Annotated in this window: 24 protein-coding genes, 2 tRNA genes and 1 pseudogene; 14 read left to right on the forward strand and 13 right to left on the reverse strand. The window is 53.4% G+C overall.

The annotated features are described in order from the left end of the window. The first annotated feature begins 4 nt into the window (after positions 1-4). Entirely contained in the window at positions 5-622 is a 618-nt protein-coding gene (gene ureG, locus OGX83_RS19755) for an urease accessory protein UreG (protein WP_003838095.1), read from the forward strand. Between the two features lie 86 nt (positions 623-708). On the opposite strand, the gene tsaD is transcribed toward ureG, so the two are convergent. Next, the gene (gene tsaD / locus OGX83_RS19760) at positions 709-1,722 is read right to left on the reverse strand and encodes a tRNA (adenosine(37)-N6)-threonylcarbamoyltransferase complex transferase subunit TsaD (protein ID WP_003024694.1); all 1,014 of its coding nucleotides are present in this window, start codon (positions 1,720-1,722) and stop codon (positions 709-711) included. 236 nt (positions 1,723-1,958) lie between these two features. Between tsaD and rpsU the strand changes: the two genes are divergently transcribed. From rpsU to rpoD, 3 genes are all read left to right on the forward strand, one after another. Next, a complete protein-coding gene (gene rpsU / locus OGX83_RS19765; RefSeq protein WP_001144069.1) occupies positions 1,959-2,174 on the forward strand; it encodes a 30S ribosomal protein S21 in 216 nt (71 codons plus the stop codon). 237 nt (positions 2,175-2,411) lie between these two features. After that, positions 2,412-4,157 carry a DNA primase gene (dnaG, locus tag OGX83_RS19770; protein WP_003828467.1) on the forward strand — a complete coding sequence of 582 codons (1,746 nt, stop codon included), beginning with the start codon at positions 2,412-2,414 and terminating at the stop codon, positions 4,155-4,157. A 359-nt stretch (positions 4,158-4,516) separates the two neighbouring features. Beyond that, the gene (gene rpoD, locus OGX83_RS19775) at positions 4,517-6,364 is read left to right on the forward strand and encodes an RNA polymerase sigma factor RpoD (protein ID WP_003024699.1); all 1,848 of its coding nucleotides are present in this window, start codon (positions 4,517-4,519) and stop codon (positions 6,362-6,364) included. Between the two features lie 45 nt (positions 6,365-6,409). Here the strand turns inward: rpoD and mug are convergent, their stop codons facing one another. Continuing rightward, complete coding sequence (mug, locus tag OGX83_RS19780; protein ID WP_071446141.1) at positions 6,410-6,916, reverse strand: G/U mismatch-specific DNA glycosylase; 507 nt, start codon at positions 6,914-6,916, stop codon at positions 6,410-6,412. A gap of 125 nt (positions 6,917-7,041) precedes the next feature. Between mug and OGX83_RS19785 the strand changes: the two genes are divergently transcribed. Continuing rightward, positions 7,042-7,117, forward strand: a tRNA-Ile gene (locus OGX83_RS19785). Between the two features lie 138 nt (positions 7,118-7,255). On the opposite strand, the pseudogene OGX83_RS19790 reads toward OGX83_RS19785, so the two are convergent. Beyond that, positions 7,256-7,840: pseudogene (locus tag OGX83_RS19790) on the reverse strand (phage tail protein); the annotation flags it as partial. Positions 7,841-7,975: 135 nt separating this feature from the next. Here OGX83_RS19790 and OGX83_RS22905 point away from each other — a divergent pair. Continuing rightward, complete coding sequence (locus tag OGX83_RS22905) at positions 7,976-8,125, forward strand: HVO_A0114 family putative DNA-binding protein (protein WP_458773800.1); 150 nt, start codon at positions 7,976-7,978, stop codon at positions 8,123-8,125. Positions 8,126-8,156: 31 nt separating this feature from the next. Here the strand turns inward: OGX83_RS22905 and OGX83_RS19795 are convergent, their stop codons facing one another. Then, positions 8,157-8,480, reverse strand: a complete 324-nt coding sequence (locus OGX83_RS19795) for a hypothetical protein (protein WP_071446808.1) — start codon at positions 8,478-8,480, stop codon at positions 8,157-8,159. 243 nt (positions 8,481-8,723) lie between these two features. On the opposite strand from OGX83_RS19795, the gene OGX83_RS19800 reads away from it, so the two are divergent. After that, a complete protein-coding gene (locus OGX83_RS19800; RefSeq protein ID WP_071446809.1) occupies positions 8,724-9,092 on the forward strand; it encodes an NlpC/P60 family protein in 369 nt (122 codons plus the stop codon). After that, the gene (locus OGX83_RS19805; protein ID WP_071446810.1) at positions 9,092-9,595 is read left to right on the forward strand and encodes a YqhG/Tai3 family protein; all 504 of its coding nucleotides are present in this window, start codon (positions 9,092-9,094) and stop codon (positions 9,593-9,595) included. The genes OGX83_RS19800 and OGX83_RS19805 overlap by 1 nt, the downstream gene beginning before the upstream one ends. 65 nt (positions 9,596-9,660) lie before the next feature. Here the strand turns inward: OGX83_RS19805 and OGX83_RS22910 are convergent, their stop codons facing one another. Both OGX83_RS22910 and OGX83_RS22915 read right to left on the reverse strand, forming a co-directional pair. After that, the gene (locus tag OGX83_RS22910) at positions 9,661-9,993 is read right to left on the reverse strand and encodes a hypothetical protein (RefSeq protein WP_165690021.1); all 333 of its coding nucleotides are present in this window, start codon (positions 9,991-9,993) and stop codon (positions 9,661-9,663) included. Continuing rightward, a complete protein-coding gene (locus OGX83_RS22915) occupies positions 9,965-10,339 on the reverse strand; it encodes an Arm DNA-binding domain-containing protein (protein WP_165690022.1) in 375 nt (124 codons plus the stop codon). The genes OGX83_RS22910 and OGX83_RS22915 overlap by 29 nt, the downstream gene beginning before the upstream one ends. 65 nt (positions 10,340-10,404) lie before the next feature. Between OGX83_RS22915 and OGX83_RS19815 the strand changes: the two genes are divergently transcribed. Further along, positions 10,405-10,531: transfer RNA gene (locus tag OGX83_RS19815), tRNA-OTHER, on the forward strand. Positions 10,532-10,799: 268 nt separating this feature from the next. Here OGX83_RS19815 and OGX83_RS19820 read toward each other — a convergent pair. The 5 genes from OGX83_RS19820 to OGX83_RS19840 form a co-directional block, all read right to left on the reverse strand. Beyond that, complete coding sequence (locus tag OGX83_RS19820) at positions 10,800-11,123, reverse strand: DUF1889 family protein (protein ID WP_001573898.1); 324 nt, start codon at positions 11,121-11,123, stop codon at positions 10,800-10,802. A gap of 109 nt (positions 11,124-11,232) precedes the next feature. Continuing rightward, entirely contained in the window at positions 11,233-13,047 is a 1,815-nt protein-coding gene (locus OGX83_RS19825) for a diol dehydratase reactivase subunit alpha (protein ID WP_286588946.1), read from the reverse strand. 10 nt (positions 13,048-13,057) lie between these two features. Next, positions 13,058-13,486 carry a diol dehydratase small subunit gene (locus OGX83_RS19830; protein ID WP_153686675.1) on the reverse strand — a complete coding sequence of 143 codons (429 nt, stop codon included), beginning with the start codon at positions 13,484-13,486 and terminating at the stop codon, positions 13,058-13,060. A 2-nt stretch (positions 13,487-13,488) separates the two neighbouring features. Beyond that, complete coding sequence (locus tag OGX83_RS19835) at positions 13,489-14,073, reverse strand: propanediol/glycerol family dehydratase medium subunit (protein ID WP_008785852.1); 585 nt, start codon at positions 14,071-14,073, stop codon at positions 13,489-13,491. Positions 14,074-14,084: 11 nt separating this feature from the next. After that, on the reverse strand, positions 14,085-15,752 hold the full coding sequence (locus OGX83_RS19840) for a propanediol/glycerol family dehydratase large subunit (RefSeq protein WP_057067396.1): 1,668 nt from the start codon (positions 15,750-15,752) through the stop codon (positions 14,085-14,087). Between the two features lie 397 nt (positions 15,753-16,149). Between OGX83_RS19840 and OGX83_RS19845 the strand changes: the two genes are divergently transcribed. From OGX83_RS19845 to OGX83_RS19860, 4 genes are read left to right on the forward strand one after another with little or no spacing between them, the layout of a single operon-like run. Then, positions 16,150-16,578 carry a GlcG/HbpS family heme-binding protein gene (locus OGX83_RS19845; RefSeq protein WP_020996341.1) on the forward strand — a complete coding sequence of 143 codons (429 nt, stop codon included), beginning with the start codon at positions 16,150-16,152 and terminating at the stop codon, positions 16,576-16,578. 22 nt (positions 16,579-16,600) lie between these two features. Then, complete coding sequence (dhaT, locus tag OGX83_RS19850) at positions 16,601-17,764, forward strand: 1,3-propanediol dehydrogenase (protein ID WP_003024734.1); 1,164 nt, start codon at positions 16,601-16,603, stop codon at positions 17,762-17,764. 16 nt (positions 17,765-17,780) lie between these two features. Further along, positions 17,781-18,134 carry a glycerol dehydratase reactivase beta/small subunit family protein gene (locus tag OGX83_RS19855; protein WP_079935255.1) on the forward strand — a complete coding sequence of 118 codons (354 nt, stop codon included), beginning with the start codon at positions 17,781-17,783 and terminating at the stop codon, positions 18,132-18,134. Beyond that, positions 18,135-18,665: a cob(I)yrinic acid a,c-diamide adenosyltransferase gene (locus OGX83_RS19860; RefSeq protein WP_103284691.1), complete on the forward strand. Its 531-nt coding sequence runs from the start codon at positions 18,135-18,137 to the stop codon at positions 18,663-18,665. On the opposite strand, the gene dhaR is transcribed toward OGX83_RS19860, so the two are convergent. Both dhaR and OGX83_RS19870 read right to left on the reverse strand, forming a co-directional pair. Continuing rightward, on the reverse strand, positions 18,643-20,568 hold the full coding sequence (dhaR, locus tag OGX83_RS19865) for a dihydroxyacetone kinase operon transcriptional regulator DhaR (protein ID WP_003828512.1): 1,926 nt from the start codon (positions 20,566-20,568) through the stop codon (positions 18,643-18,645). The two genes, OGX83_RS19860 and dhaR, sit on opposite strands and share 23 nt — an antisense overlap. Before the next feature lie 91 nt (positions 20,569-20,659). Continuing rightward, complete coding sequence (locus tag OGX83_RS19870) at positions 20,660-21,757, reverse strand: glycerol dehydrogenase (protein ID WP_079935257.1); 1,098 nt, start codon at positions 21,755-21,757, stop codon at positions 20,660-20,662. Positions 21,758-22,319: 562 nt separating this feature from the next. Between OGX83_RS19870 and OGX83_RS19875 the strand changes: the two genes are divergently transcribed. Continuing rightward, positions 22,320-23,978 (forward strand): glycerone kinase, encoded by a 1,659-nt coding sequence (locus OGX83_RS19875; protein WP_250671685.1) that lies wholly within the window; start codon positions 22,320-22,322, stop codon positions 23,976-23,978. Positions 23,979-24,146 lie beyond the last annotated feature (168 nt).

Below are 24,146 nucleotides of genomic sequence, written 5' to 3' on the forward strand. Positions count from 1 at the left end.
AAAAATGAGTAACTACAAGCATCCCCTGCGTGTGGGCGTTGGCGGCCCGGTCGGCTCGGGCAAAACGGCGCTGCTGGAAGCGTTATGCAAAGCCATGCGCAGCAGCTATCAGTTGGCGGTGGTGACCAACGATATCTACACCAAAGAAGATCAGCGCATTCTCACCGAGGCGGGCGCACTGGAACCGGACAGAATCGTTGGTGTGGAAACCGGTGGCTGCCCGCATACCGCCATCCGCGAAGATGCGTCGATGAATCTGGCCGCCGTAGAAGCGCTGAGCGAGAAATTCGGCAATCTGGATCTGATTTTTGTGGAAAGCGGCGGCGATAACCTGAGCGCCACCTTCAGCCCGGAACTCGCGGATCTGACGATCTATGTGATCGATGTTGCCGAAGGCGAGAAGATCCCGCGTAAAGGCGGTCCGGGGATCACCAAATCCGATTTTCTGGTGATCAATAAAACCGATCTTGCCCCTTACGTCGGCGCATCGCTGGAGGTGATGGAGCGCGATACCTTGCGCATGCGCGGCGAGCGTCCATGGACGTTTAGTAATTTAAAATCTGGAGAAGGCCTGGAAAAAATTATCGCGTTTCTGGAAGAGAAAGGAATGTTGCGGATGTAGTGAGAGCTATCGCCGGGCGGCGGATTCGCCTGACCCGGCCTACGGTTTTGTAAGCCCGGTAAACGCAGCGCCACCGGGCAAAAAACTCACGCCGCCGGTAATTCCGCCAGCGGCCAGCGTGGACGTACGGTCACACCAAGATCCGCCGTTGCGCCCGCTTTAAAACGCACCATGCCCGCGTAGGCGATCATCGCCCCGTTATCGGTACAAAATTCCGGACGCGCGTAAAACACTTCGCCACGACGTTTTTGCATCATCTCAGCCAGCTTTGCGCGCAGCGTACGGTTCGCACTCACGCCCCCCGCCATCACCAGACGTTTAAAACCGGTTTGATCCAGCGCGCGTTTGCACTTGATCATCAGCGTATCAACTACCGCGTCTTCAAACGCACGGGCGATATCAGCGCGGGTCTGATCGTCATTTTCGTTATTACGAATGGTATTCGCAGCGAAGGTTTTCAGGCCGGAGAAGCTGAAATCCAGCCCCGGACGGTCAGTCATCGGACGCGGGAAGACAAAACGTTTTTCAACGCCTTGTGATGCCAGCTTTGACAGCATTGGGCCACCAGGATAATCCAGCCCCAGCAGCTTGGCGGTTTTGTCGAACGCTTCACCGGCAGCATCATCAATCGATTCGCCCAGCAATTCATACTGACCGATACCGGTGACGCTGATCAGCTGCGTGTGACCGCCGGAAACCAGCAGCGCGACGAACGGGAACGCAGGGGGATTATCTTCCAGCATTGGCGCCAGCAGATGCCCTTCCATGTGGTGCACAGGAATTGCCGGTACGCCCCAGGCGAACGCCAGCGAACGTCCTACGGTTGCGCCAACCAGCAGCGCACCAACCAGACCAGGACCTGCGGTATACGCCACCGCATCGATCTCTTTTGCCGTCAGTCCCGCTTCTTTCAGCGCGGCCTGGATCAACGGTACGGTTTTACGTACGTGATCGCGCGAGGCCAGTTCAGGCACTACGCCGCCGTAGTCAGCATGTAATTTCACCTGACTATACAATTGGTTGGCTAAAAGACCTTTTTCATCGTCGTAAATGGCGATGCCGGTTTCATCGCAGGATGTTTCAATACCCAGTACACGCATGACTTGTTTTACCTCGCTCTATTACCGCGCAGTGTAGGACCAATGCGGGTTGATGTAAAACTTTGTTCGCCCCAGGAGTTCGGCTCGTGTATACTCCTTGTCCTTATAAAAGTCCCTTTCAAAATCGCGTCGGTGCTTTACAAAGCAGCAGCAATTGCAGTAAAATTCCGCACCATTTTGAAATAAGCTGGCGTTGATGCCAGCGGCAAACCGAATTTATTAAAGGTGAGAGTTACATGCCGGTAATTAAAGTACGTGAAAACGAGCCGTTCGACGTAGCACTGCGTCGCTTCAAGCGTTCATGCGAAAAAGCAGGTGTTCTGGCGGAAGTTCGTCGTCGTGAGTTCTATGAAAAACCGACTACCGAACGTAAGCGCGCTAAAGCTTCTGCTGTGAAACGTCACGCGAAGAAACTGGCTCGCGAAAACGCACGCCGTACTCGTCTGTACTAATCCATTGAGAGCCAAAGCTCTCAATTCAGACTGAGTTGTAGTTGTAAGGCCGTGCTTCCGGAAGGAATGCGCGGCTTATTTTCGTTTATACACGTCATCATTCAAGCTGCCTCAGTGTTGGCTGCAGTCGCTCACCCCAGTCACGTACTGCTGTACGCTCCTGAGGATTCGCTTCCTTGCCGCCTTGATGCAGCCTGAATGATTTTGTGTATATGAGTCATCAAAAAACAGGGGCTTATGGCTGGACGAATTCCTCGCGTTTTTATCAATGACCTGCTGGCAAGAACCGACATCGTCGATCTCATCGACGCGCGGGTAAAGCTGAAAAAGCAGGGCAAAAATTATCACGCGTGCTGTCCGTTCCATAACGAAAAAACCCCCTCTTTCACCGTAAACGGTGAAAAACAGTTTTATCACTGCTTTGGGTGTGGCGCGCATGGCAACGCCGTCGACTTTCTCATGAACTACGACAAGCTCGAGTTTGTGGAAACCGTCGAAGAACTGGCCGCAATGCACAACCTTGAAGTGCCCTATGAAGCAGGCAGTGGCCCCAGTCAGATAGAGCGCCATCAACGGCAAAGCCTTTATCAATTGATGGACGGCCTGAACACTTTTTATCAACAGTCTTTGATGCAGCCCGCCGCTACCCCTGCGCGCCAGTACCTGGAAAAGCGAGGATTAAGTAGCGACGTTATCACCCGTTTTGCTATTGGTTTTGCGCCCCCTGGCTGGGACAACGTCCTGAAACGGTTTGGCGGCAATGCTGAGAATCGCAAATCGCTGGTCGATGCGGGGATGTTGGTCACCAACGATCAGGGACGCAGTTACGATCGCTTCCGCGAACGGGTGATGTTCCCCATTCGCGACAAACGTGGTCGGGTCATTGGTTTTGGTGGACGCGTGCTGGGCGATGCCCTGCCGAAATATCTGAACTCCCCGGAAACCGATATTTTCCATAAAGGTCGCCAGCTGTATGGCCTTTATGAAGCCCAGCAGGATAACGCCGATCCACAGCGCCTGTTAGTGGTAGAAGGCTATATGGATGTGGTGGCGCTGGCGCAATACGGCATTAACTACGCCGTTGCATCCCTAGGGACGTCAACTACTGCCGATCACATCCAACTGTTGTTCCGCGCGACGAACAACGTAATTTGCTGTTACGACGGCGACCGTGCCGGACGCGACGCAGCATGGCGCGCACTGGAAACCGCACTGCCCTATATGACAGACGGACGCCAGCTACGCTTCATGTTTTTACCTGACGGCGAAGACCCCGATACGCTGGTGCGTAAAGAAGGGAAAGAGGCCTTTGAAGCCCGGATGGAGCAGGCGCTGCCGCTCTCCGCGTTTTTATTTAACAGCCTGCTGCCGCAGGTGGATTTGAGTACCCCGGACGGACGCGCACAGCTCAGTACGCTGGCATTACCTCTGATTACTCAGGTACCAGGCGAAACGTTGCGCATTTACTTGCGACAGGAGTTGGGGAACAAGCTCGGCATTCTGGATGACAGCCAGCTTGAACGTTTAATGCCTAAACTGGCAGAAAATGGGGCTTCCCGCCCTGTTCCACAGCTAAAACGTACGACCATGCGTATACTTATAGGGTTGCTGGTACAGAACCCGGGCCTCGCCCCGCTGGTTCCACCGTTAGGCGCACTGGATAGTAATAAGCTGCCTGGACTTGGCTTATTCAGAGAACTGGTCAACACTTGTCTGGCTCAGCCAGGTCTGACCACCGGGCAACTTTTAGAACACTACCGTGGCACAAATGATGCTGCGACCCTTGAAAAACTGTCGATGTGGGACGATATAGCAGATAAAGATATCGCGGAAAAAACCTTCACCGACTCACTCAACCATATGTTTGATTCGATGCTTGAACTGCGCCAGGAAGAGTTGATAGCTCGTGAGCGCACACACGGTTTAAGCAGCGAAGAACGCCGGGAACTCTGGACATTGAACCAGGAACTGGCCAAGAAATAAGAGAAAGACAAAACAAAGACAAAATCATTCGCGTTGTATCAAGGCAGCAAGTGAACGAACGCCTGGGAGTATACATAAGTACATGACCAGGATGACAAATCCGCCGGGAGCGGATTTGAACGCTGCTTGCGGCGGCCCCGTAAGGGGCGAGGCTCAGGATGAGCCGAGTAACGAACACAGCTAACGCAGAGACAACGTGAAAGATGAAGTATTTAACGGCTTAACTGCCGAATATCGATCGGGAAGCCCCCGACAGCCGCACGGAGAGGCAGCGGCAAAATATAAGTATGCCCTCGTTTTGCCGTTGGCGGTTTTACCGCCCAACACCAATCAAACGAATTAAGTGTGGATACCGTCTTATGGAGCAAAACCCGCAGTCACAGCTGAAGCTTCTTGTCCAACGTGGTAAGGAGCAAGGCTATCTGACCTATGCCGAGGTCAATGACCATCTGCCGGAAGATATCGTCGATTCAGATCAAATCGAAGACATCATCCAAATGATCAATGACATGGGTATTCAGGTGATGGAAGAAGCACCTGATGCCGATGATCTGCTGCTTGCTGAAACCTCCAACAGCACCGATGAAGACGCGGAAGAAGCAGCTGCCCAGGTTCTGTCCAGCGTTGAGTCCGAAATCGGTCGTACGACTGACCCGGTCCGCATGTACATGCGTGAAATGGGTACCGTTGAACTGTTAACCCGCGAAGGCGAAATCGACATCGCTAAACGCATCGAAGACGGGATTAACCAGGTTCAATGCTCCGTTGCCGAATACCCGGAAGCTATCACCTACCTGCTTGAGCAGTACGATCGCGTAGAAGCTGAAGAAGCACGTCTTTCCGATCTGATCACTGGCTTTGTCGATCCAAATGCGGAAGAAGACATGGCGCCAACGGCGACCCACGTCGGTTCTGAACTCTCTCAGGAAGAGATGGATGACGATGAAGATGAAGATGAAGAAGATGGCGACGACGACAGCAGCGATGATGACAACAGCATCGACCCTGAGTTAGCGCGTGAAAAATTCGGTGAACTGCGTACTCAGTACGAAATCACTCGCGACACCATCAAAGCGAAAGGCCGCAGCCATGCTGCCGCGCAGGAAGAAATTCAGAAGCTGTCCGAAGTGTTCAAACAGTTCCGCCTGGTGCCGAAGCAGTTCGACTACCTGGTAAACAGCATGCGCGTCATGATGGACCGCGTGCGTACTCAGGAACGTCTGATCATGAAGCTCTGCGTTGAGCAGTGCAAAATGCCGAAGAAAAACTTCATCACCCTGTTTACTGGCAATGAAACCAGTGAAACCTGGTTCAACGCGGCAATCGCGATGAACAAACCGTGGTCTGAAAAACTGCACGACGTGGCAGATGACGTTCACCGCGGCCTGCAGAAACTGCAGCAGATTGAAGAAGAAACCGGCCTGACCATCGAGCAGGTTAAAGATATCAACCGTCGCATGTCCATCGGTGAAGCGAAAGCACGCCGTGCGAAAAAAGAGATGGTTGAAGCGAACTTACGTCTGGTTATCTCTATCGCTAAAAAATACACCAACCGTGGCCTGCAGTTCCTGGATCTGATTCAGGAAGGTAACATCGGTCTGATGAAGGCGGTTGATAAGTTTGAATACCGTCGTGGTTACAAGTTCTCCACCTATGCAACCTGGTGGATCCGTCAGGCGATCACCCGTTCGATCGCGGATCAGGCGCGTACCATTCGTATCCCGGTACATATGATTGAGACCATCAACAAGCTCAACCGTATCTCCCGTCAGATGCTGCAAGAGATGGGCCGCGAGCCGACACCGGAAGAACTGGCTGAACGCATGCTGATGCCGGAAGACAAGATCCGTAAAGTGCTGAAAATCGCTAAAGAGCCTATCTCCATGGAAACGCCGATCGGCGACGATGAAGATTCGCATCTGGGTGATTTCATCGAGGATACCACCCTCGAGCTGCCGCTGGACTCTGCGACCACCGAGAGCCTGCGTGCCGCAACGCATGACGTTCTGGCTGGCCTGACCGCTCGTGAAGCGAAAGTTCTGCGTATGCGTTTCGGTATCGATATGAACACCGACCACACGCTGGAAGAAGTGGGTAAACAGTTCGACGTTACCCGCGAACGTATCCGTCAGATCGAAGCGAAGGCGCTGCGTAAACTGCGCCACCCGAGCCGCTCTGAAGTACTGCGTAGCTTCCTCGACGATTAATCTCGCCGCATAAGCATAAACGCCACCGCAAGGTGGCGTTTTTCTTTATAGTCCCCGCCTGAGCAAGGCATCATTCACTTCCCGATACGCCTCCACCAATTTATCCAGCGTGATCCGGCTTAATCCGCTGGGATTCGGCAATACCCATATTTGCGTCGCGCCAATGGTCAGCGTCTGTTTTCCCCACTGCGCCCCACGCTGGCTAAGCCCCTGCTCAAATGCCTGTTTCCCAAGGATAGCGAGCGCGGCTGGCTGATACTCTTCTATTTTTTCAATAAGCAGACGACCGCCGCTACGCATCTCTTGTAGCTTCACTTCATTGGCTTGTACCGTTGGTCTGTCGACAAACTTAGTCACGCCGCAGCGAAAGTCCAGTAGGTGCTGTGCCTCTTCAGGTTTAAGCTGGCGATCGGTGAATCCCGCCTGATGGATAACCTTCCAGAAGCGATTAGCGGGGTGCGCAAAGGGGAATCCTGTACCTGCGGAAGAAAGCCCCGGATTGATGCCGCAAAACACCACCCGCAGCTCCGGTGCCAGTATGTCCTTAACCATAATTACTCCGAACAATACATCAGAGGAACCAGTATAACGGACTGAAAATACATTGTTTATAAAAACAGCATCCGTACGCTTATGTCTGGATTGCAACGCGGAGTTACTTTATAATCCACCGCCACGGCCCCTTAGCTCAGTGGTTAGAGCAGGCGACTCATAATCGCTTGGTCGCTGGTTCAAGTCCAGCAGGGGCCACCAAATTTCAAGGGCTTGCGAGAAATCGCAGGTCCTTTTGTTTTTCCGGGGATACTTCGGGGATACCGCAGAAAAATGCGCGCCCTGCCTGTTTGCAGTAACGCCGCAGAAAATATCAACGTAATATGCCGACATGCCTCGCTAGTATATGGCGATCCCGACATCTAAGACTGGCTCATCAACACACCATAATCCCCCAGCTTACACACCAGAATAACCCATCCTGTGTTAGTAGTAGACAGCCAATCGGGTAAGGTATCGTAGGTTTTCATCGCATGAATCTCGATATCCGTACTCGTTACGCAGTGGTTTTAGCCCTGCAATCAGTTCCGTGGCCCGCTGCTCATTTCCTAACGCCCGTTCAAACAATGCCGACCCGGCTATTCCCTCGGTCCACACTCCACGGCTATGGCCTGTATAGCCGTAGTCCGGGTGATACGGCGTATACCCTGCACTCTCCAGCGTGCCGAACCGAAATCTTTCCATTCTGGCGCTGCTTTAACGGCAAATAAACCGCCCCAGCTTGATTGGTCCAGCGCGGCTGGCATCGTCGGGGCCGTCCTCGTGTACACCCTGGCGAAATCGCCCCTCACTCTCAATCCAAGATTTTGAGACAATATCAGTGGCCAGCGCAGTGGCTTTGGCTGCGTAGCTATCAAAACCGGTTACGCGCCCGAGCTGCTCAAATAAAAAATAAATATCCACGTTGTGCTCAAGGGCGCAGTACGACAACGAGCGTGGCAAGGGCGATGGGGTGATCTCGTTTCCTTCCTGGACCGTGATGCACAAAGTTTTGTGCCCCAAACCGCATGGCAATTTTGCAGGCGATGACCGGGCGCGGGGGAATTAACGATCCGCGAAATTGCGGCGCTTGTCGGGCGTGATGTAAAGGGCGTACATACTGACGTTACTGCGCTACTGAATGGCGGATTACTTGAACGCGGGGATAGTGGCACACTGTTTCCGTATGATGCGATCCACTTCGATTTCACCATCAGAGCTGCGGAATAAAAAAAGCCGGTCATTTGACCGGCTGCATTTCTCACATGGAATCTTTACACTTTAGAGGTTTAATGGCTTCGAGCTGCTGAATGCGGGCATCCACCTTCTTATAAGCATCACTCTTAGCCATCCCATTGCCCACACCAAAATCCCCCAGCACACCTAACACCGTGCGCCCATCAAACTGCCCAGTAGCATCTATCTCATGTTTAATGCTCTGCGCCTTTGCCAGTTCAACCCCCACATCTCTACAATCAAATGAATCAGCCTCTGCAGATGTCATTGCGGGGGCCTGCGGATATTGCTTTGTAGCACACCCAGAAAGCATCAAAATACCAATAAAACAAAACGCAATTTTTTTCATGATAAAACCCTTTTCCTTATAGTTTTTTTCATGATGCACCCGGCATGTGCGGAAACATACCCGCGCCCTTTTATTTTCGGAATTCGTTTAGGCTATCTCCTCGCGATTGATTCCGCCTGCTCTCAGCATCAAGCGCACTAGCCTCACACAGCACGTTACGCTTTCTGCGGCACTAAATGATTAACCTCCCTAATTAATTGGGTATCTATTAGCAACTCCTTTTAACTGGAATGGATAATAATAATGGGATGGGATCCAAGAAGCGCAGGCAACTACGCGAAAGCTCAAGCCGAACCAGGCCCAACAAGCAACTGCGCCGCATACGTGCGACAGGCAATTCATGCTGGCGGGATAAATGTCATAAATACACACCATGCAAAAGACTACGGCCCGATGTTGGAGGCGGCAGGGTTTAGAAAAATATCTTCAACGCAATCCCCCATGGCAGGTGACGTGGTTGTGATACAGCCCTACACAGGAGGGAGCGCTTCGGGACATATGGCGATTTACGACGGGCAGGACTGGTATTCTGACTTTAAACAGAGGGATTTTTGGGGCGGGCCTGGTTATCGCTCATCAAAGCCGTCGTACCAAATGTACAGGATGAACTAATGCGCACTTTCATTGCGATTTTATTTATCTCTCTACTTTCAGCATGCAGTTCGCATCCTGAACAGGCACAGAAACGGGTATTTGATTTTTACTCGTATTATTTAAATGTTTATGCTAATAGCACAGGGAAAATAAAACCAGCTCCCGAAAAGATGAAAGATTACGTTGCTCAAGAGACACTAAATCAATTGAGCGTCATTTCATATATTTATGAGCAGGAAATCGTTGGTTCTGATTATTACACATACGCACAAGATTATGCCGCTGACTGGATACCGCGCTTAAGGGTGGGTGATGCTAAGGATTATTTTGGCGGAAAGTATGTTAACGTCTGGTTAGGTTGTGAAAACAATAAAAATTACCAAATCGGTGTATACCTGATAAAAGAGGATGGCCGCTGGAAAATATACAGAGTGAAAGATATAACCGATAATTACGAGCAGTATATATTTGACACGCACGCCATAGAAAAAGCGAAGCAACACGCCGCAACCATAAATTAAATAGGGAGATTATGACGGCCGCTAAATTACTCCCAATTCGCGGCCGTCCTTAACCGTCACTGTGCTTATCTTTCATCCTCCGGAGGATTCAACAGCGCAAACAACATGCGCCGTTTATCGTTATCACTCATGGTCCCCATTAGCGCCACCAGCTGCGCATCAAGCTGGCCCTTTTTCTCCACCAGCCCTGCATGCTCCAGCATGGCCCGCTCAACCTTTTGCGCTAGCCCCATTAGCTCGTCAGCGGAGAAGTGGAGATAGCTCTGTGTCACGTCAGCGCTACGGAATGTTTTATGATTCAGCAGGCGCTTAAGGATATAAGAGCCCACTCCAGCAAGCTCCGCCACGCTGCCGAACGTGCGGCGGGCGTCATGGCACGTAAACCGGATCGGCGGCATGGTCCCGCCCTGCGTCGTTTCTTCGCTTATTTTGTCGATTATGTCGCGCGGCTCGTAAATTTTCCCGCCTGGAGTTATTCGGGTTGCGACGGGTAACAGCAACCTCACCCAGCGTTATGGCTGCCTGCTCGCGCGCCTGGTCTACTGTGAGATCGGGAAATTTTCCGAGTGTTACGCGGAAAAATTTCCCGCCTCTTTTTCGCACAACGTAAAAACTTTTACTGCCGTTTGAGGTGATGCGAATACGCAATCCTGTAACGATATTATCTGCGTATTCCACCCGCCCGTCCCCTTCTGGGATGGGAAGATCCTGAATGGCTGATTTGGTAAATTTAAATATAAGCATAACGTCCGCCCGAAACGACTAACGGCCCTTCGGGGATACAGTAGAGGGGTATTTTCGGGGGGTATGGTTATTTATTGGTCAAGTTGCTTTGCATTAAATGCTTGTTTTTCCACAACAAGCAACTATAAGCCATTGTTTTATCTAAAACTCATAATCGCTTGGTCGCTGGTTCAAGTCCAGCAGGGGCCACCAAATTTCAAGGACTTGCGAGAAATCGCAGGTCCTTTTTTTATGGGTATTCCGTAGAAATTGGTATGTAGCAAAAAAGAGTTTGTCCTGGAAAAATCAATACTTGCTTGCATTAATATGTTGAATGAGTACACGGAAGAAAATGGCTGGCGGGGACTAAAGCTATTTACGCGATACACCTGTTCAGAAAACAGCATGTTAATGGCAACCCCATCTGGACGCCGCCATCCTTGGATGGAAACGTCCGTTAGAGTTTAATTCGATAGTCAGCTCACACTAGCTCTTTGAGCTGCTCCTGCATATAGGTTGAAAAATACTCTGGGTTCTTGATAAGGATGCGGTTACCGGAGGCGACTTTTTCTGCCCATCCGGCCACTTTTTTCGTGAACTCGGGATTCCATCCCTCTTGCTCACCCCGTGCCATCACAACTTCCGGACTCGCTGGCACACCTAAGTCATGCAAATACTTTAAGATTCCCTTAGCGGTACTTTCATCCATTGAATGTGGTACTGACGCCGAAGTGTTCATACCACCAATAAAATCCAATGCTTTCTCAATTGCTGTTGGCATGCTCTTATCCTTAAAATTAACCACGTGAGAGACACATTTATACTATGTACCCAACTCCGCCGGGATATCAAAGAGAACATCGCCTTTATTTGACTTACCCCGCAGCTAAACGCTTGCGCGGCTGTTTTCTGCGCTATTTTTTTGCTTCTCCGGCTAAAACCAGCCCAGTTGCCACCGCATTACGCGGCCCTTCGGTACCTCGAATATTACCCTGCCCGGCGACAACGCCGTAATGCACCAGCGCATCGGTGATCATCTGCGGGATTTCAAAATCCAGCGAAGAACCGCCTACCAGCACCACGAACGTCATATCGCGAATAGAGCCACCGGGTGACACCTGGCGTAACGCGCGAAGGCAGTTGGTCACAAAAACCTTCTCTTTAGCCTGTCGACGCACCAGACGGATTTTTTCCAGCGAAGTCTGGTTATCTACCGGGATCAGCTCGCCCTCTTTCAAGTACACCACTTTGGCGAATACTGACGGACTGAGCGGTTCGCGGAAAAACTCCACCGCGCCGTTCTCATGGCGAATGCTGAACAGGCTCTCCACTTTTGCCAGCGGGTATTTTTTTATTTCCTCCGCCAGAAATGCATCGCTTAAGCCCAGCTCAGTTTGAATCAACAGGCTGACCATATTCCCCGCGCCGGCCAGATGTACCGCTTTCACTACGCCGTCGCTATTGATGACGGCGGCATCGGTAGATCCTGCGCCTAAGTCGAGGATCGCCAGCGGTGCGGCGCATCCGGGCGTAGTTAACGCCCCCGCCACAGCCATGTTGGCCTCTACGCCGCCCACCTCAACCAGAGTGTTTAACCGGGCGCTCAGCTCACTGGCAATGGCCTGCATCTGTAAACGATCGGCTTTCACCATCGCCGCAATGCCCACGGCGTTCTCCATTGAACACTCTCCGGCGATGCCACCCTGCACCTTGCGCGGAATAAATGTATCGACCGCCAATAGATCCTGAATATGCACCGTGTTCATGTCATGGCCGGTCAGCGAGGCCATCACCTTACGCACCCGCTCCAGCATGCCGCCTGCGTGCGTACCAGCTTCCCCACGAATATCGCACACGGGCGCACAGGCGCTCATCGCCTGCATAATGGCCTGAGCGCCCTGCGCTACGTCGGCTTCACCGCCGCGCTTTTCACCACGGATAAAGATCTTACCCGCCGGGATCACTCTTGATCGCACATCTCCCTGCGGGGTTTTCAGCACCACAGCGGAACGGTTGCCAATCAGCGCTCTGGCGATGGGGACAATAGTTTGCGTTTCCTCAGGGGTCAGGGCAAAGAAGGTTGCGATACCGTAAGGATTCGACAGCACCCGCACTACCTGTCCCGGGGCCGCCACTTCCACCGCCGCCAGCACGCCTTCAGGCACCTTCTCCAGCAGAGTGACTTCATCAACCACCGGTATTGGCCGGTGCAGGCGATTATTCACCAGCACGCCATCATCTTTTTTCAGGATAGCCGCCACCACGTTGACGCCGCGATCCAGCGCTTCATTGATAAACCAAACCGCCTCAAGGAAATCCATCTCCTCGTCCACCAACGGGATCCAGCCCTGGGCAAATCGATCCTCATCCAACGCCGCCAACTTCTCCACGGCGATGGTGGTTCCCATGCCCACGCCAACGCCGCCGGGCGTTTGCGGGTTATGGCCAATCATCGTTGATTCGGTAATGATGGTTTCAGTGATGGTTTCCATCGCCACATCACCAATAACCGGCGCGGCCTCGTTGATGCAGATTTTTGCCACATCCTGCAGCGACCACGGCGTTTTATCCAGCGCCTGCTGCAGGGACGCGACCACCCCGGCGATATTCTCCCGCGTGCCTTTCATCCCGGTCGTGGCGACAATCCCGCTGCCGATAAACCGGCCATCCTGCGCCAACGCCACTTCAGTGGTGGCGTTGCCGATATCGATCCCTGCAATTAACGGCATGCTGCCTCCGTCACTGACTGCCTTTACGCAGCTTATTTCTCTGCTGGTATACCTCTGCCGATTCGCGGACAAACCCGGCGTTCACCGTGGCGTGCCAGGTGTGTTCCAGTTCATCGGCAATGGCCTGCAACTCGGCGAACGAAGAACGAAACGGCCTCAGTGCGTTGTAGATCTCCAGAATGCGGGCATCCGGGATCGCAATCAGTTCTGCCGCACGACGAAAATTGCGCGCCACGGCATGACGCTGCATCTGCTCGGCAATCTGCGCCTGGTACTCCAGCGTTTGCTGAGAAATACGCACATCCTGCGGCCCTACGCGGCCCGCCAGCACATTCTCAAGGGTAATGTCGGTTAGCGGCTTGCCGCCAGGCGTCTGGATTTTCTCCGGGCAGCGGGTGGCTAATGGGTAATCCTGCGCGGTCATGATGTTGTCGTTCATGGTCATTCCCTTACCAGTGCAATATGCAACGTGACAGGCGCAGCATCCTGCACCACGTGTTTGGTTTCTTTGATATGAAACAGCGCGGCCTTGGCCATAAATTTAGGGCGCACCATCTGGTCATTGACCACTGGCACCGGCGAAGGCGACTCTTTGCGTGCATAGCGCGCGGCGTTTTTACCAATCTGACGATAGGTTTCCAGCGTCAGCAGCGGAGCCTGAGAAAACAGTTCCAGGTTACTTAGCGGCAGCAGATCGCGCTGATGAATCACCGTGGTTCCTTTCGACTGGATACCAATCCCAATGCCTGAGCCGCTGAGATTTGCCGCATCCCATGCCATAAAAGAAACATCCGAGGTCCGCAGGATCCTCACTACTCGCGCATGCAGTCCCTCTTCTTCGATGCCAGCAACCAGCTCTTTCAAAATCGCGTTGTGCGGCATATCAATCAAGGTTTTATGCTGATACTTATCAAAGGCCGGGCCGACGCCAATCACCACCTCATCCACGCGTTCATCCGCGTTAGCCGCCTCGCCTTCGCTCACCTGTAAGGTGAAAACCGGCTTACGTTCAGTTGTGCATTCCACTGTGTACCGCCTTATTCGATCGAGCCGGGCTGAACCACGCCCGCAATATTTTTAATTTCCGCCCAGCGTTCGGCACTGATGCGATAGCCGGTACCAGGTCCCTGATAATCATTGATGTCGTTGACGGCGCTGACGACGTCGAACTGGCGATCCAGAATGGCCGACGTTTGCAGGTAATCACCGGTAACACGCTGTCTCAGCATGTTGAGGATATTGCTGGCGATATCTTCGAAGCCGCTGCAACTCAACGCGCCGACGATATCCAGCCCGGTGATATTGCGCTTCATCATCTCTTCCACGGCAGCCAAATCCTCCACCACATTGCGCGCAGGCATATCTTTGCTGCCGTGAGCATAAGTAGCAGCTTCGACTTCTTCATCGCTAATCAGCGGCAGGCCCAGCTCGCGGAACACTGCCTGAATGGCGCGGGCGGCCTTATTGCGAATGGCGATGGTTTCCTCTTCCGTGACCGGACGCAGACCGCCGTCAACCATCAGATCGCGTTGCAGAATGTTGTAATCATCGAAATCTTCAGCGTCGAAGTTCGACCCGGCAAACATGTTGTCGTAGTTGGGTACCGCGCTGTAACCGGAGAAAATAAAGTCGGTACCCGGCAGCATCTGCATCAGGGTGCGGGCAGTACGGCGAATATCGGAGTGGGAAAAGGTCTGGTCATTGGCGGAGGCCACTTCAAGGTCGAGCATTGAGGCAATCAGGTTTTCCGCCAGCACCGCGCGGATCCCTGACGGCACTGCGCCGGTCATGCCGATACAGCTGACCGCACCATTTTGCAGCCCCTGTACGCCCGCGCCTTTGGTGATAAAAATGCAGCGCGACTCCAGATAAAGCATCGATTTACTTTCGGAATAGCCCATCAGCGCTTCCGAGCCGGTGCCGGAGGTGTAGCGCATCTTCAGACCACGCGACGCATAAGCCGAGGCGAGAAACGCTTTGGACCACGGCGTGTCATCGCCGTCGGTAAACACCGATTCTGTGCCATACACCGACACCGTTTCGGCATAACTGGTTAGCCCTCGCATGCCCAGCTCCAGCTCGGTGGCCTCTTCAACGGAACATTGGGTCAGCACACCGGGGCGACCGCACTGGGAACCCACCAGCAGTGCCAGGGCGTTAAACGGCGCGTAGCGGGCGATCCCGACCGTCGTTTCCTGCTCGGAAAAGCCGCGGATCCCCGCTTCAGCAGCGTCGGCGGCAATCTGTACCGGGTTATCTTTCAGGTTAGTCACGTGGCACTGGTTGGAGGGAGTGCGTCTGGCGCGCATTTTTTGTAGCGCCATCATCATCTCCACCACGTTCATTTGCGCCATCACTTCCACCGCTTTCGCCGGGGTGATGGCGGTGGTAATGGCAATAATCTCTTCCCGACTGACGTGGATATCCACCAGCATTCTGGCGATCTCCAGCGCGTCGAGCTGCATGGCGCGCTCAGCTTCGGCCACGTTAATCGCATAGTCGGCAATGAAACGGTCGATCATGTCGAACTCGGCGCGGCTCTTACCGTCCAGCTCAACAATACGACCATTTTCCACCTTCACCGACGACGCCGGATCGTAGGGGCTTTCCATGGCGATCAGCCCCTCTTCAGGCCATTCGCCAATCAGCCCATCCTGATTTACAGGCCGCTTCGCAAGCACTTCGAATCGTTTTGATCTTCTCATGATTTATTGACTCAAAAGGTAAAAAATAGGGACGCTGGGCCATATTGCCGGGGACACCACACCCGGTATTCGCCTTTCATCAGCAATGGCCGAACTCTAAATGAGCCAAGCAATAAAAAAATAAAATTAATTTCGTTCCAATTTGGCACCTAATAAAAACGCATCGTTCCATATTGAAACGCAATTCAGGAATATCCATCGTAAATTGTGACGAGGTTAAATGATCATTATCAATAAACGCAAAATCAGGGAAATGAATTTAATTTTTATGAAAACCCCACCCTATTGACTTAATAACGTGCGGCGAGAAAATAAGGTAAAGCCAATGATAAAAATAGCTGTTGCGCGACGCGATATGTTTCGTGACCTCAGCCCTACAACATTTTCAGGAGAGACTGTGAATAAGAGCCAACAAATTGCCACCATTACGCTGGCAGCTGCAAAAAAAATGGCGCAGGCCGTTGAGGCTAAAGCGCTTGAGATCAACGTTCCGGTGGTCTTTTCCGTAGTGGATCACGGCGGGAATACGCTGCTAATGCAACGCATGGACGATGCGTTTGTCACCAGCTGTGATATCTCTCTTAATAAAGCGTATACCGCCTGCTGCCTGCGCCAGGGTACCCATGAAATTACCGACGCGGTACAACCTGGCGCTTCGCTATATGGTTTGCAGCTTACTAACCAACAGCGCATTGTTATTTTCGGCGGCGGCTTACCTGTCATATTAAACGGTAAATTAATTGGTGCCGTTGGCGTTAGCGGCGGCACTGTCGAACAAGACATATTATTAGCAGAAACCGCACTGAATTGTTTCTCTGAATTATAATTTAAATCTAAGAAGGTATATTATGAGCTATCGTATGTTTGATTACCTCGTGCCAAATGTGAACTTCTTTGGCCCCAATGCTATTTCCGTTGTCGGCGAACGCTGCAAACTGTTAGGCGGTAAAAAAGCGCTGCTGGTTACTGATAAAGGTCTGCGGGCTATTAAAGACGGTGCGGTAGATAAAACCCTCGCCCATTTACGTGAAGCGGGCATTGACGTGGTGGTTTTTGACGGCGTTGAGCCAAATCCCAAAGACACCAACGTGCGCGATGGTCTGGAGGTCTTTCGCAAAGAGCATTGCGATATCATCGTTACCGTTGGCGGCGGTAGCCCGCATGACTGCGGTAAAGGCATCGGTATCGCGGCAACTCACGAAGGCGATCTCTACAGCTATGCCGGGATTGAAACCCTGACCAACCCGCTGCCGCCTATCGTTGCGGTGAATACCACTGCCGGTACCGCCAGCGAAGTCACCCGCCACTGCGTGCTGACCAATACCAAAACCAAAGTGAAGTTTGTGATTGTCAGCTGGCGCAACCTGCCGTCGGTCTCCATTAACGATCCGCTGCTTATGCTCGGCAAACCCGCCCCGCTGACCGCCGCGACCGGTATGGACGCCCTGACCCACGCCGTAGAAGCCTATATTTCCAAAGATGCCAACCCGGTCACCGACGCCGCCGCTATTCAGGCTATTCGCCTGATCGCACGCAACTTGCGTCAGGCCGTAGCGCTGGGCAGCAACCTGAAAGCTCGCGAGAACATGGCCTACGCCTCTCTGTTGGCGGGTATGGCTTTCAACAACGCCAACCTCGGCTACGTTCACGCAATGGCGCATCAGCTTGGCGGTCTGTACGACATGCCACACGGCGTGGCGAATGCCGTTCTGCTCCCGCACGTGGCGCGCTATAACCTGATCGCTAACCCGGAGAAATTTGCCGATATCGCAGAATTTATGGGCGAAAACACTGACGGACTCTCCACCATGGATGCCGCCGAACTGGCCATTCACGCCATTGCCCGTCTCTCCGCTGACATCGGCATTCCGCAGCATCTGCGCGATCTGGGCGTCAAAGAAGCCGATTTCCCGTACATGGCGGAAATGGCGCTGAAGGACGGCAACGCCTTCTCTAACCCGCGCAAAGGGAACGAGAAAGAAATTGCCGAGATCTTCCGTCAGGCATTCTGATAACGCAGGGGGCGCAATGTCACTTTCATCACCGGGCGTACATCTGTTTTATCACTCACGCTGGCAGGATACTCGCGTGCTTGATGAGCTGTGCTGGGGGCTGGAAGAGCAAGGCGTCCCTTGCCGGGCAATCTGTTGCGACGAGCATGACTGCGCGCTGGCATTGAGCAAACTTGCGGCCAAAAGCTCAACGCTACGTGTCGGTCTGGGTCTTAACGCCACGGGTGATATTGCTTTAACCCACGCCCAGTTGCCCGAGGATCGGGCGCTGATCCGTGGGCATATCCGCGCCGGAATTGCGCAGATCCGAACGCTTGGCGCCAATGCCGGTCAACTGGTTAAAGTACTTCCCTTCAGCGAGATAAAATAAATGTATCGCATCTACACCCGAACCGGCGATAAAGGCACGACCGCGCTGTTTGGCGGCAGCCGTATCGACAAAGACGACATCCGCGTTGAGGCCTATGGCACGGTGGATGAACTGATTTCCCAGCTTGGCGTCTGCTATGCCAGCACGCACCAGGCTGAACTGCGCCAGGATCTGCACGCCATACAGAAGATGCTGTTTGTACTGGGTGCGGAACTCGCCAGCGATGAGAAAGGACTCGCTCGCTTACAACAGCGTATTGGCGATGAGGATATTCAGGCGCTGGAGCAGCTTATTGACCGCAATATGGCGCAAAGCGGCCCGCTCAAAGAGTTTGTTATTCCGGGGAAAAATCTGCCATCGGCACAGCTACACGTTGCGCGAACTCTGACGCGCCGACTGGAGCGGATCCTTATCGCAATGAGCAGAACGCTGACGTTACGCGATGAACCCAGGCGTTACATCAACCGACTGTCGGACGCGCTGTTCTCGATGGCGAGAATTGAAGAAACTAGTCCAGATGCTTGCGCTTAAACTGGCTGGCATCAATGTCGTATTGCTTCATCTTGCGCCACAAGGTAGTGCGACCAATGTTCAGCAGTTGCGACATCTCCTGTACGCGTCCGCTGGTGACGCGAGCAGCATGGATAATCGCCTCTTTTTCGATAGCGGTAAAGGTCAGACTGGCTGGCAGCAGTGAAGACGCCGTCTCCAGACCAGGACGTTCGGCAAACAGATAATCCGGTAGATTGCTCAGCCGAATATGGCCGTTATCACTGCTGATGGCGATGTTTTCGATAATGCTGTTCAGCTCAAAGTCATTGCCCGGCCACGAATAGGCCACCAGCTGAGCCAGCGCGTCGTCGTCGATCTTCAAACTGGATGAAAAGCGTTTTTTCAGGCTATTCAGCCGCGTATAAATCAGCGAGGGAATACTGTTACGCCGCGCCCGCAGCGGGGGGATCACTATCTCAAAAGAGTGCAGCGCGTAATATAGCTGACGGCTAAAGCGGTTTTGCTCCACCAGATTGGCGAGATCAACCGTGGTGGTGGCGATCACTTTGACATCCACCGGAATCAACCGACGGGCATCCAGGCGGGTTAGTACCCCCTGCTTGATCACCTGTAACAGCGCGGATTGCAGCTCCGGCGCCAGATATTCAATTTTTTCCAGAAACAGCGTGCCGCCGTTCGCCAGTTCAAGACGGCTCAGCCGACCATTTTCATCGTCGGTGGGCGCACTGCCCATAAAATCCTGCCCCAGCACGCTATTGGCATACAGCTGACAGTTCACGGCGATATACGGCCCGCTGGCGCGCTCGCTTTCATTGTGAATCGCCTGACTCAGCAGCTCTTTACCGACGCCCTCTTCTCCGCACAGCAGGATCGGGAAACTCCCCCTCGCCGCCTGGCGTCCAAAGTGGATCAAACGGCGGGTTTCCGGATCGTCAGTCGACATCTGCTCAAAGGTGTGGCTCACCTTGCCGAGCTGGCTGGTCATCAGCTGGCGCATTTGCTCCACCGGATGCAGCAGCAGGATAAAGCTGTTGCCCTGCTCCTCAACAATCGGTTTCAGGGTGATGACGGCATCAACAAACTGATGCTGGCTTTCAAAGGTAACTTCGACGTGATTCAGACCGCGGGCATGTTTGATCGCCCGGCGCAGCAGCATGGGGAGATTGAGCAGATCGTGAATATTTTTTCCCTGGCTGGCCTGCGCATCGAGATGCAAAAGCAGCGCCGCACGCGCATTGAGGAACTGCAATACGCCCTGTTCGTTCCAGGCCATCACACCATCATCCATACTTTCCAGCAGCCCGTACATCTGGTTCAGATGGCGGTTGGATTCAGCCAGCAGGCTGTCGGTCAGCAAAGAGTTGCCGACTTCTCTGGCTATCGCCAGCGTCAGGGATAAATCAGAAACGCACTCATGCTCCACCAGACAACACAGCGAGATGGAGCCGAACAGTCGACCATGGTTATCGAAGACCGGCGTCGAGCAGAACGACCACGGATGCAGAGCCTGTTTAAAATGCTGATCGCCAGAGGTTTTTGTCGGCTGGCCCGGCATCGTCGCCAGCGACAGGGCACAACTGCCAATGATGCTTTCCGCGCAGTAGCTGCCGTCGCGAAACCCAAGCTCCGCCAACTGTTCCACCGTCTGCGGATCGCCGCAACGGCTGAGGATACAGGCTGATTCATCCAGAATCAGCAGCGCACACGGGCGGCCGTCCATAAACTCCCAGGCATCTTCCAGCGCAGCCTGAGCAATCGTAAGCAACGCCGTCTTGCGACGACAAATCGACTCAAAGGTCAGCCCTTGCGCCTGATGCGGTGCCTGCCAGGTTTCCCGCTGCATAAACTTGCTGCAACGATGCCATGACTGGGCAATGACTGAAGAGACTTCCTTCCCGATGCTATGCGTGTGCGCCGTCATATCCCTTTCCGCTGTTTAACCATAGACAACCCCTCCGGCAGAGACTGTCAGAGGGGGAGAAGATGCCGGATAAAAACCTACCGACGACTGATTAACGCGCCAGCCACTGCTGCCCCAGCAGGTCTGCCGTCAGAATAGCGGCATGTACGCTTTCAGGCGTTACCGGGAACGGCATATTATGGATGGTTTCACCTTCTGCACAGGTCGCTTTCGCCACCGCCATGATCTTGCCGTCAACGTCTTCTTTCACGCCCATTTCCGCTAACGTTACCGGCAGGCCTACTTTCTGACAGAAATTCAGCACGGTTTCGATCTCTTCCATCGGGCTGTTTTGCAGCACCAGTTGCGCCAGCGTACCAAAGGCGACTTTTTCACCGTGGTACAAATGGTGGCACTCTTCCAGAATCGTAAAGCCGTTGTGGATCGCATGCGCCCCTGCCAGACCGCTGCTTTCAAAACCGATGCCGCTGAGGTAAGTGTTAGCTTCGACAATACGCTCCAGCGCATCGGTCACCACGCCGGCCTGCGCGGCAAAGCGTGCCTTCTCGCCTTCCGCCAGCAGGGTATCATAGCACAAGCGCGCCAGGCTCAGCGCCGCCACGGTGGACTGTCCGCCCGCCATGCTGGTCGCTCTGGCGTCATAACAGGCTTTCGCTTCAAACCAGGTCGAGAGCGCATCGCCCATCCCGGCCACCAGCAGACGTACCGGCGCTTTGGCAATGATTGCAGTGTCCATCACTACCATATCCGGGTTTTTCGGGTAGATCAGATACTCTTCAAACTCACCGGCTTCGGTATAGATAACGGACAGCGCGCTGGTTGGCGCATCGGTAGATGCGATAGTCGGGATCACCACCACCGGCAACTTCTGGTAGTAGCCAATCGCTTTGGCGGTATCCAGCGTTTTCCCACCACCAATCCCAACCACGCCGCGGCAACCGTGCTGTTTCAAAATGGTAATCAGGCGATTAATTTCAACATGGCTACATTCACCGTTAAAGCGTTCCGCATGGCAGCTAATGTCGTGGCTGTGCAGGCCGTTGAGTACCTTCTCTCCCGCCAGCTTCATCACGAAGTCATCCGCAATCACGAAAAAGCTGTCCGCCAGATTTTTAGCGTATTGACCAAACAAGGTGGAAGCGTCAGGACCCTGGAGATATTTGGCTGGAGATTGAATAACTTTTAGCATTCCTTTCATCCTCAAATAAGTACATGTTTTTACATGGTGAGCCCTGGCGTTAACCTGTTTGGCCTGATGCTGACGGCGAAAACGGGAGGTACCGGAGCGATGCAATAACTGTATGGCGAGGCGTGCACAAAAAAATCTTTCGTCTTTTTGTTCTGATATGAAACAGATAAAAACAACACATGTTTCATATTGGAACGCTTAACCATAAAAAATATAAGGTTTGCGATCCCGATCCGTGCATTTGCCACCAAATCTCCGGCACAGACGAATCTCACTTTCTCTTTTACCCACTCACTTGCCAAAATACCGGTAAAAAAAAAGCTGGCAGTACCGTGTGACCTGCATTCATCGCGAGAGGAAAAAGTCGAGCGAGCTCGCATTGTGGTCGTTCAACGTTCTTTTAGGTTTCATTTCGGAACAAAAAACAACAACAACGTTCCGTAATGAAACTCATTTTAACGTTGTTTTTTTCCACGCTGACTTCGCCAGAATCTCTCTATCGCCTCCGCACCATGACCATACTTCCGGGGGTTTGTCTTACACTCAACCTCAAGGAGCCGTTATGTCTCAATTCTTTTTTAATCAACGCACCCATCTCGTGAGCGACGTCATCGACGGTACGATTATCACCAGCCCGTGGAATAACCTGGCGCGTCTGGAAAGCGATCCGGCCATTCGCATCGTGGTCCGTCGTGACCTCCACAAAAATAACGTGGCGATCATTTCCGGCGGCGGTTCAGGGCACGAACCCGCGCACGTTGGGTTTATCGGTAAAGGTATGCTAACCGCCGCAGTCTGTGGCGACGTGTTCGCTTCCCCGAGCGTAGATGCGGTACTGACCGCCATTCAGGCGGTAACCGGTGAGGCGGGCTGTTTGTTGATCGTGAAAAATTACACCGGTGACCGTCTTAATTTCGGTCTTGCCGCCGAGAAAGCTCGTCGCCTTGGTTACAACGTTGAAATGCTGATTGTCGGCGATGACATCTCCCTGCCGGATAACAAACACCCGCGCGGCATTGCGGGAACCATCCTGGTGCATAAAATCGCGGGCTATTTTGCCGAACGCGGCTACAACCTCGCCACCGTCCTGCGTGAAGCGCAATACGCGGCCAATAACACCTTCAGTCTGGGTGTTGCGCTTTCCAGCTGTCATTTGCCGCAAGAAACCGACGCCGCCCCACGTCATCATCCGGGCCACGCGGAGCTGGGTATGGGCATTCACGGCGAACCAGGCGCCTCGGTCATCGACACCCAGAACAGTGCGCAGGTGGTGAACCTGATGGTGGATAAACTGCTGGCCGCCCTGCCTGAAACCGGCCGTCTGGCGGTGATGATTAACAATCTTGGCGGCGTTTCTGTTGCCGAAATGGCCATCATTACCCGCGAACTGGCCAGCAGCCCGCTGCATCCGCGTATCGACTGGCTGATTGGCCCGGCCTCGTTGGTTACCGCGCTGGATATGAAAGGCTTTTCACTGACGGCCATCGTGCTGGAAGAGAGCATCGAAAAAGCGCTGCTCACAGAGGTGGAAACCAGTAACTGGCCGACGCCGGTCCCACCGCGTGAAATCAGCTGTGTACCGTCATCTCAGCGTAGTGCACGCGTGGAATTCCAGCCTTCGGCGAACGCCCTAGTGGCCGGGATTGTGGAACTTGTCACCACAACCCTTTCCGATCTGGAGACCCATCTTAATGCGCTTGATGCCAAAGTCGGCGATGGCGATACCGGTTCAACCTTTGCCGCAGGCGCGCGTGAAATTGCCGGTCTGTTGCATCGTCAGCAGTTGCCGCTGGATAACCTTGCCACGCTGTTTGCGCTGATTGGCGAACGTCTGACCGTGGTGATGGGCGGTTCCAGCGGTGTGCTGATGTCTATTTTCTTTACCGCCGCCGGGCAGAAACTGGAACAGGGAGCTAACGTTGCCGAAGCCCTGAATACGGGACTGGCGCAGATGAAGTTCTACGGCGGCGCAGACGAAGGCGATCGCACCATGATTGATGCGCTGCAACCGGCTCTGACTTCGCTGCTCACGCAGCCGCAAAATCTGCAGGCCGCCTTCGACGCCGCGCAAGCGGGAGCCGAACGAACCTGTTTGTCGAGCAAAGCCAATGCGGGTCGCGCATCGTATCTGAGCAGCGAAAGCCTGCTCGGAAATATGGACCCCGGCGCGCATGCCGTCGCAATGGTATTTAAAGCGCTGGCAGAGAGTGAATTGGGCTAAGCCATAAGTGCCTGATAAGGCACTTGCGCCGCCATCCGGCGAAGATATGCCTGATGCGCTGCGCTTATCAGGCCTACGAGTACAAACCTTTGTAGATACTGTTATCGCCTGCAAGCCTTTTCAGGTTCCGCGGTTACGGATAGCAGGCACGACCAGTCACAGCGCCGT

The sequence above is a fragment of the Citrobacter sp. Cpo074 genome, assembly GCF_030332745.1.
GTDB lineage: Bacteria > Pseudomonadota > Gammaproteobacteria > Enterobacterales > Enterobacteriaceae > Citrobacter > Citrobacter portucalensis.

Excerpts from the sequence above, each read along its gene's own strand:
- ureG (WP_003838095.1), top strand. The coding sequence starts at position 5 with ATGAGTAACTACAAGCATCCCCTGCGTGTGGGCGTTGGCGGCCCGGTC.
- tsaD (WP_003024694.1), bottom strand. The coding sequence starts at position 1,722 with ATGCGTGTACTGGGTATTGAAACATCCTGCGATGAAACCGGCATCGCC.
- rpsU (WP_001144069.1), top strand. The coding sequence starts at position 1,959 with ATGCCGGTAATTAAAGTACGTGAAAACGAGCCGTTCGACGTAGCACTG.
- dnaG (WP_003828467.1), top strand. The coding sequence starts at position 2,412 with ATGGCTGGACGAATTCCTCGCGTTTTTATCAATGACCTGCTGGCAAGA.
- rpoD (WP_003024699.1), top strand. The coding sequence starts at position 4,517 with ATGGAGCAAAACCCGCAGTCACAGCTGAAGCTTCTTGTCCAACGTGGT.
- mug (WP_071446141.1), bottom strand. The coding sequence starts at position 6,916 with ATGGTTAAGGACATACTGGCACCGGAGCTGCGGGTGGTGTTTTGCGGC.
- OGX83_RS19795 (WP_071446808.1), bottom strand. The coding sequence starts at position 8,480 with ATGAAAAAAATTGCGTTTTGTTTTATTGGTATTTTGATGCTTTCTGGG.
- OGX83_RS19800 (WP_071446809.1), top strand. The coding sequence starts at position 8,724 with ATGGGATGGGATCCAAGAAGCGCAGGCAACTACGCGAAAGCTCAAGCC.
- OGX83_RS19805 (WP_071446810.1), top strand. The coding sequence starts at position 9,092 with ATGCGCACTTTCATTGCGATTTTATTTATCTCTCTACTTTCAGCATGC.
- OGX83_RS22910 (WP_165690021.1), bottom strand. The coding sequence starts at position 9,993 with ATGCCGCCGATCCGGTTTACGTGCCATGACGCCCGCCGCACGTTCGGC.
- OGX83_RS22915 (WP_165690022.1), bottom strand. The coding sequence starts at position 10,339 with ATGCTTATATTTAAATTTACCAAATCAGCCATTCAGGATCTTCCCATC.
- OGX83_RS19825 (WP_286588946.1), bottom strand. The coding sequence starts at position 13,047 with ATGCCGTTAATTGCAGGGATCGATATCGGCAACGCCACCACTGAAGTG.
- OGX83_RS19830 (WP_153686675.1), bottom strand. The coding sequence starts at position 13,486 with ATGAACGACAACATCATGACCGCGCAGGATTACCCATTAGCCACCCGC.
- OGX83_RS19840 (WP_057067396.1), bottom strand. The coding sequence starts at position 15,752 with ATGAGAAGATCAAAACGATTCGAAGTGCTTGCGAAGCGGCCTGTAAAT.
- dhaT (WP_003024734.1), top strand. The coding sequence starts at position 16,601 with ATGAGCTATCGTATGTTTGATTACCTCGTGCCAAATGTGAACTTCTTT.
- OGX83_RS19855 (WP_079935255.1), top strand. The coding sequence starts at position 17,781 with ATGTCACTTTCATCACCGGGCGTACATCTGTTTTATCACTCACGCTGG.
- OGX83_RS19860 (WP_103284691.1), top strand. The coding sequence starts at position 18,135 with ATGTATCGCATCTACACCCGAACCGGCGATAAAGGCACGACCGCGCTG.
- dhaR (WP_003828512.1), bottom strand. The coding sequence starts at position 20,568 with ATGACGGCGCACACGCATAGCATCGGGAAGGAAGTCTCTTCAGTCATT.
- OGX83_RS19870 (WP_079935257.1), bottom strand. The coding sequence starts at position 21,757 with ATGCTAAAAGTTATTCAATCTCCAGCCAAATATCTCCAGGGTCCTGAC.
- OGX83_RS19875 (WP_250671685.1), top strand. The coding sequence starts at position 22,320 with ATGTCTCAATTCTTTTTTAATCAACGCACCCATCTCGTGAGCGACGTC.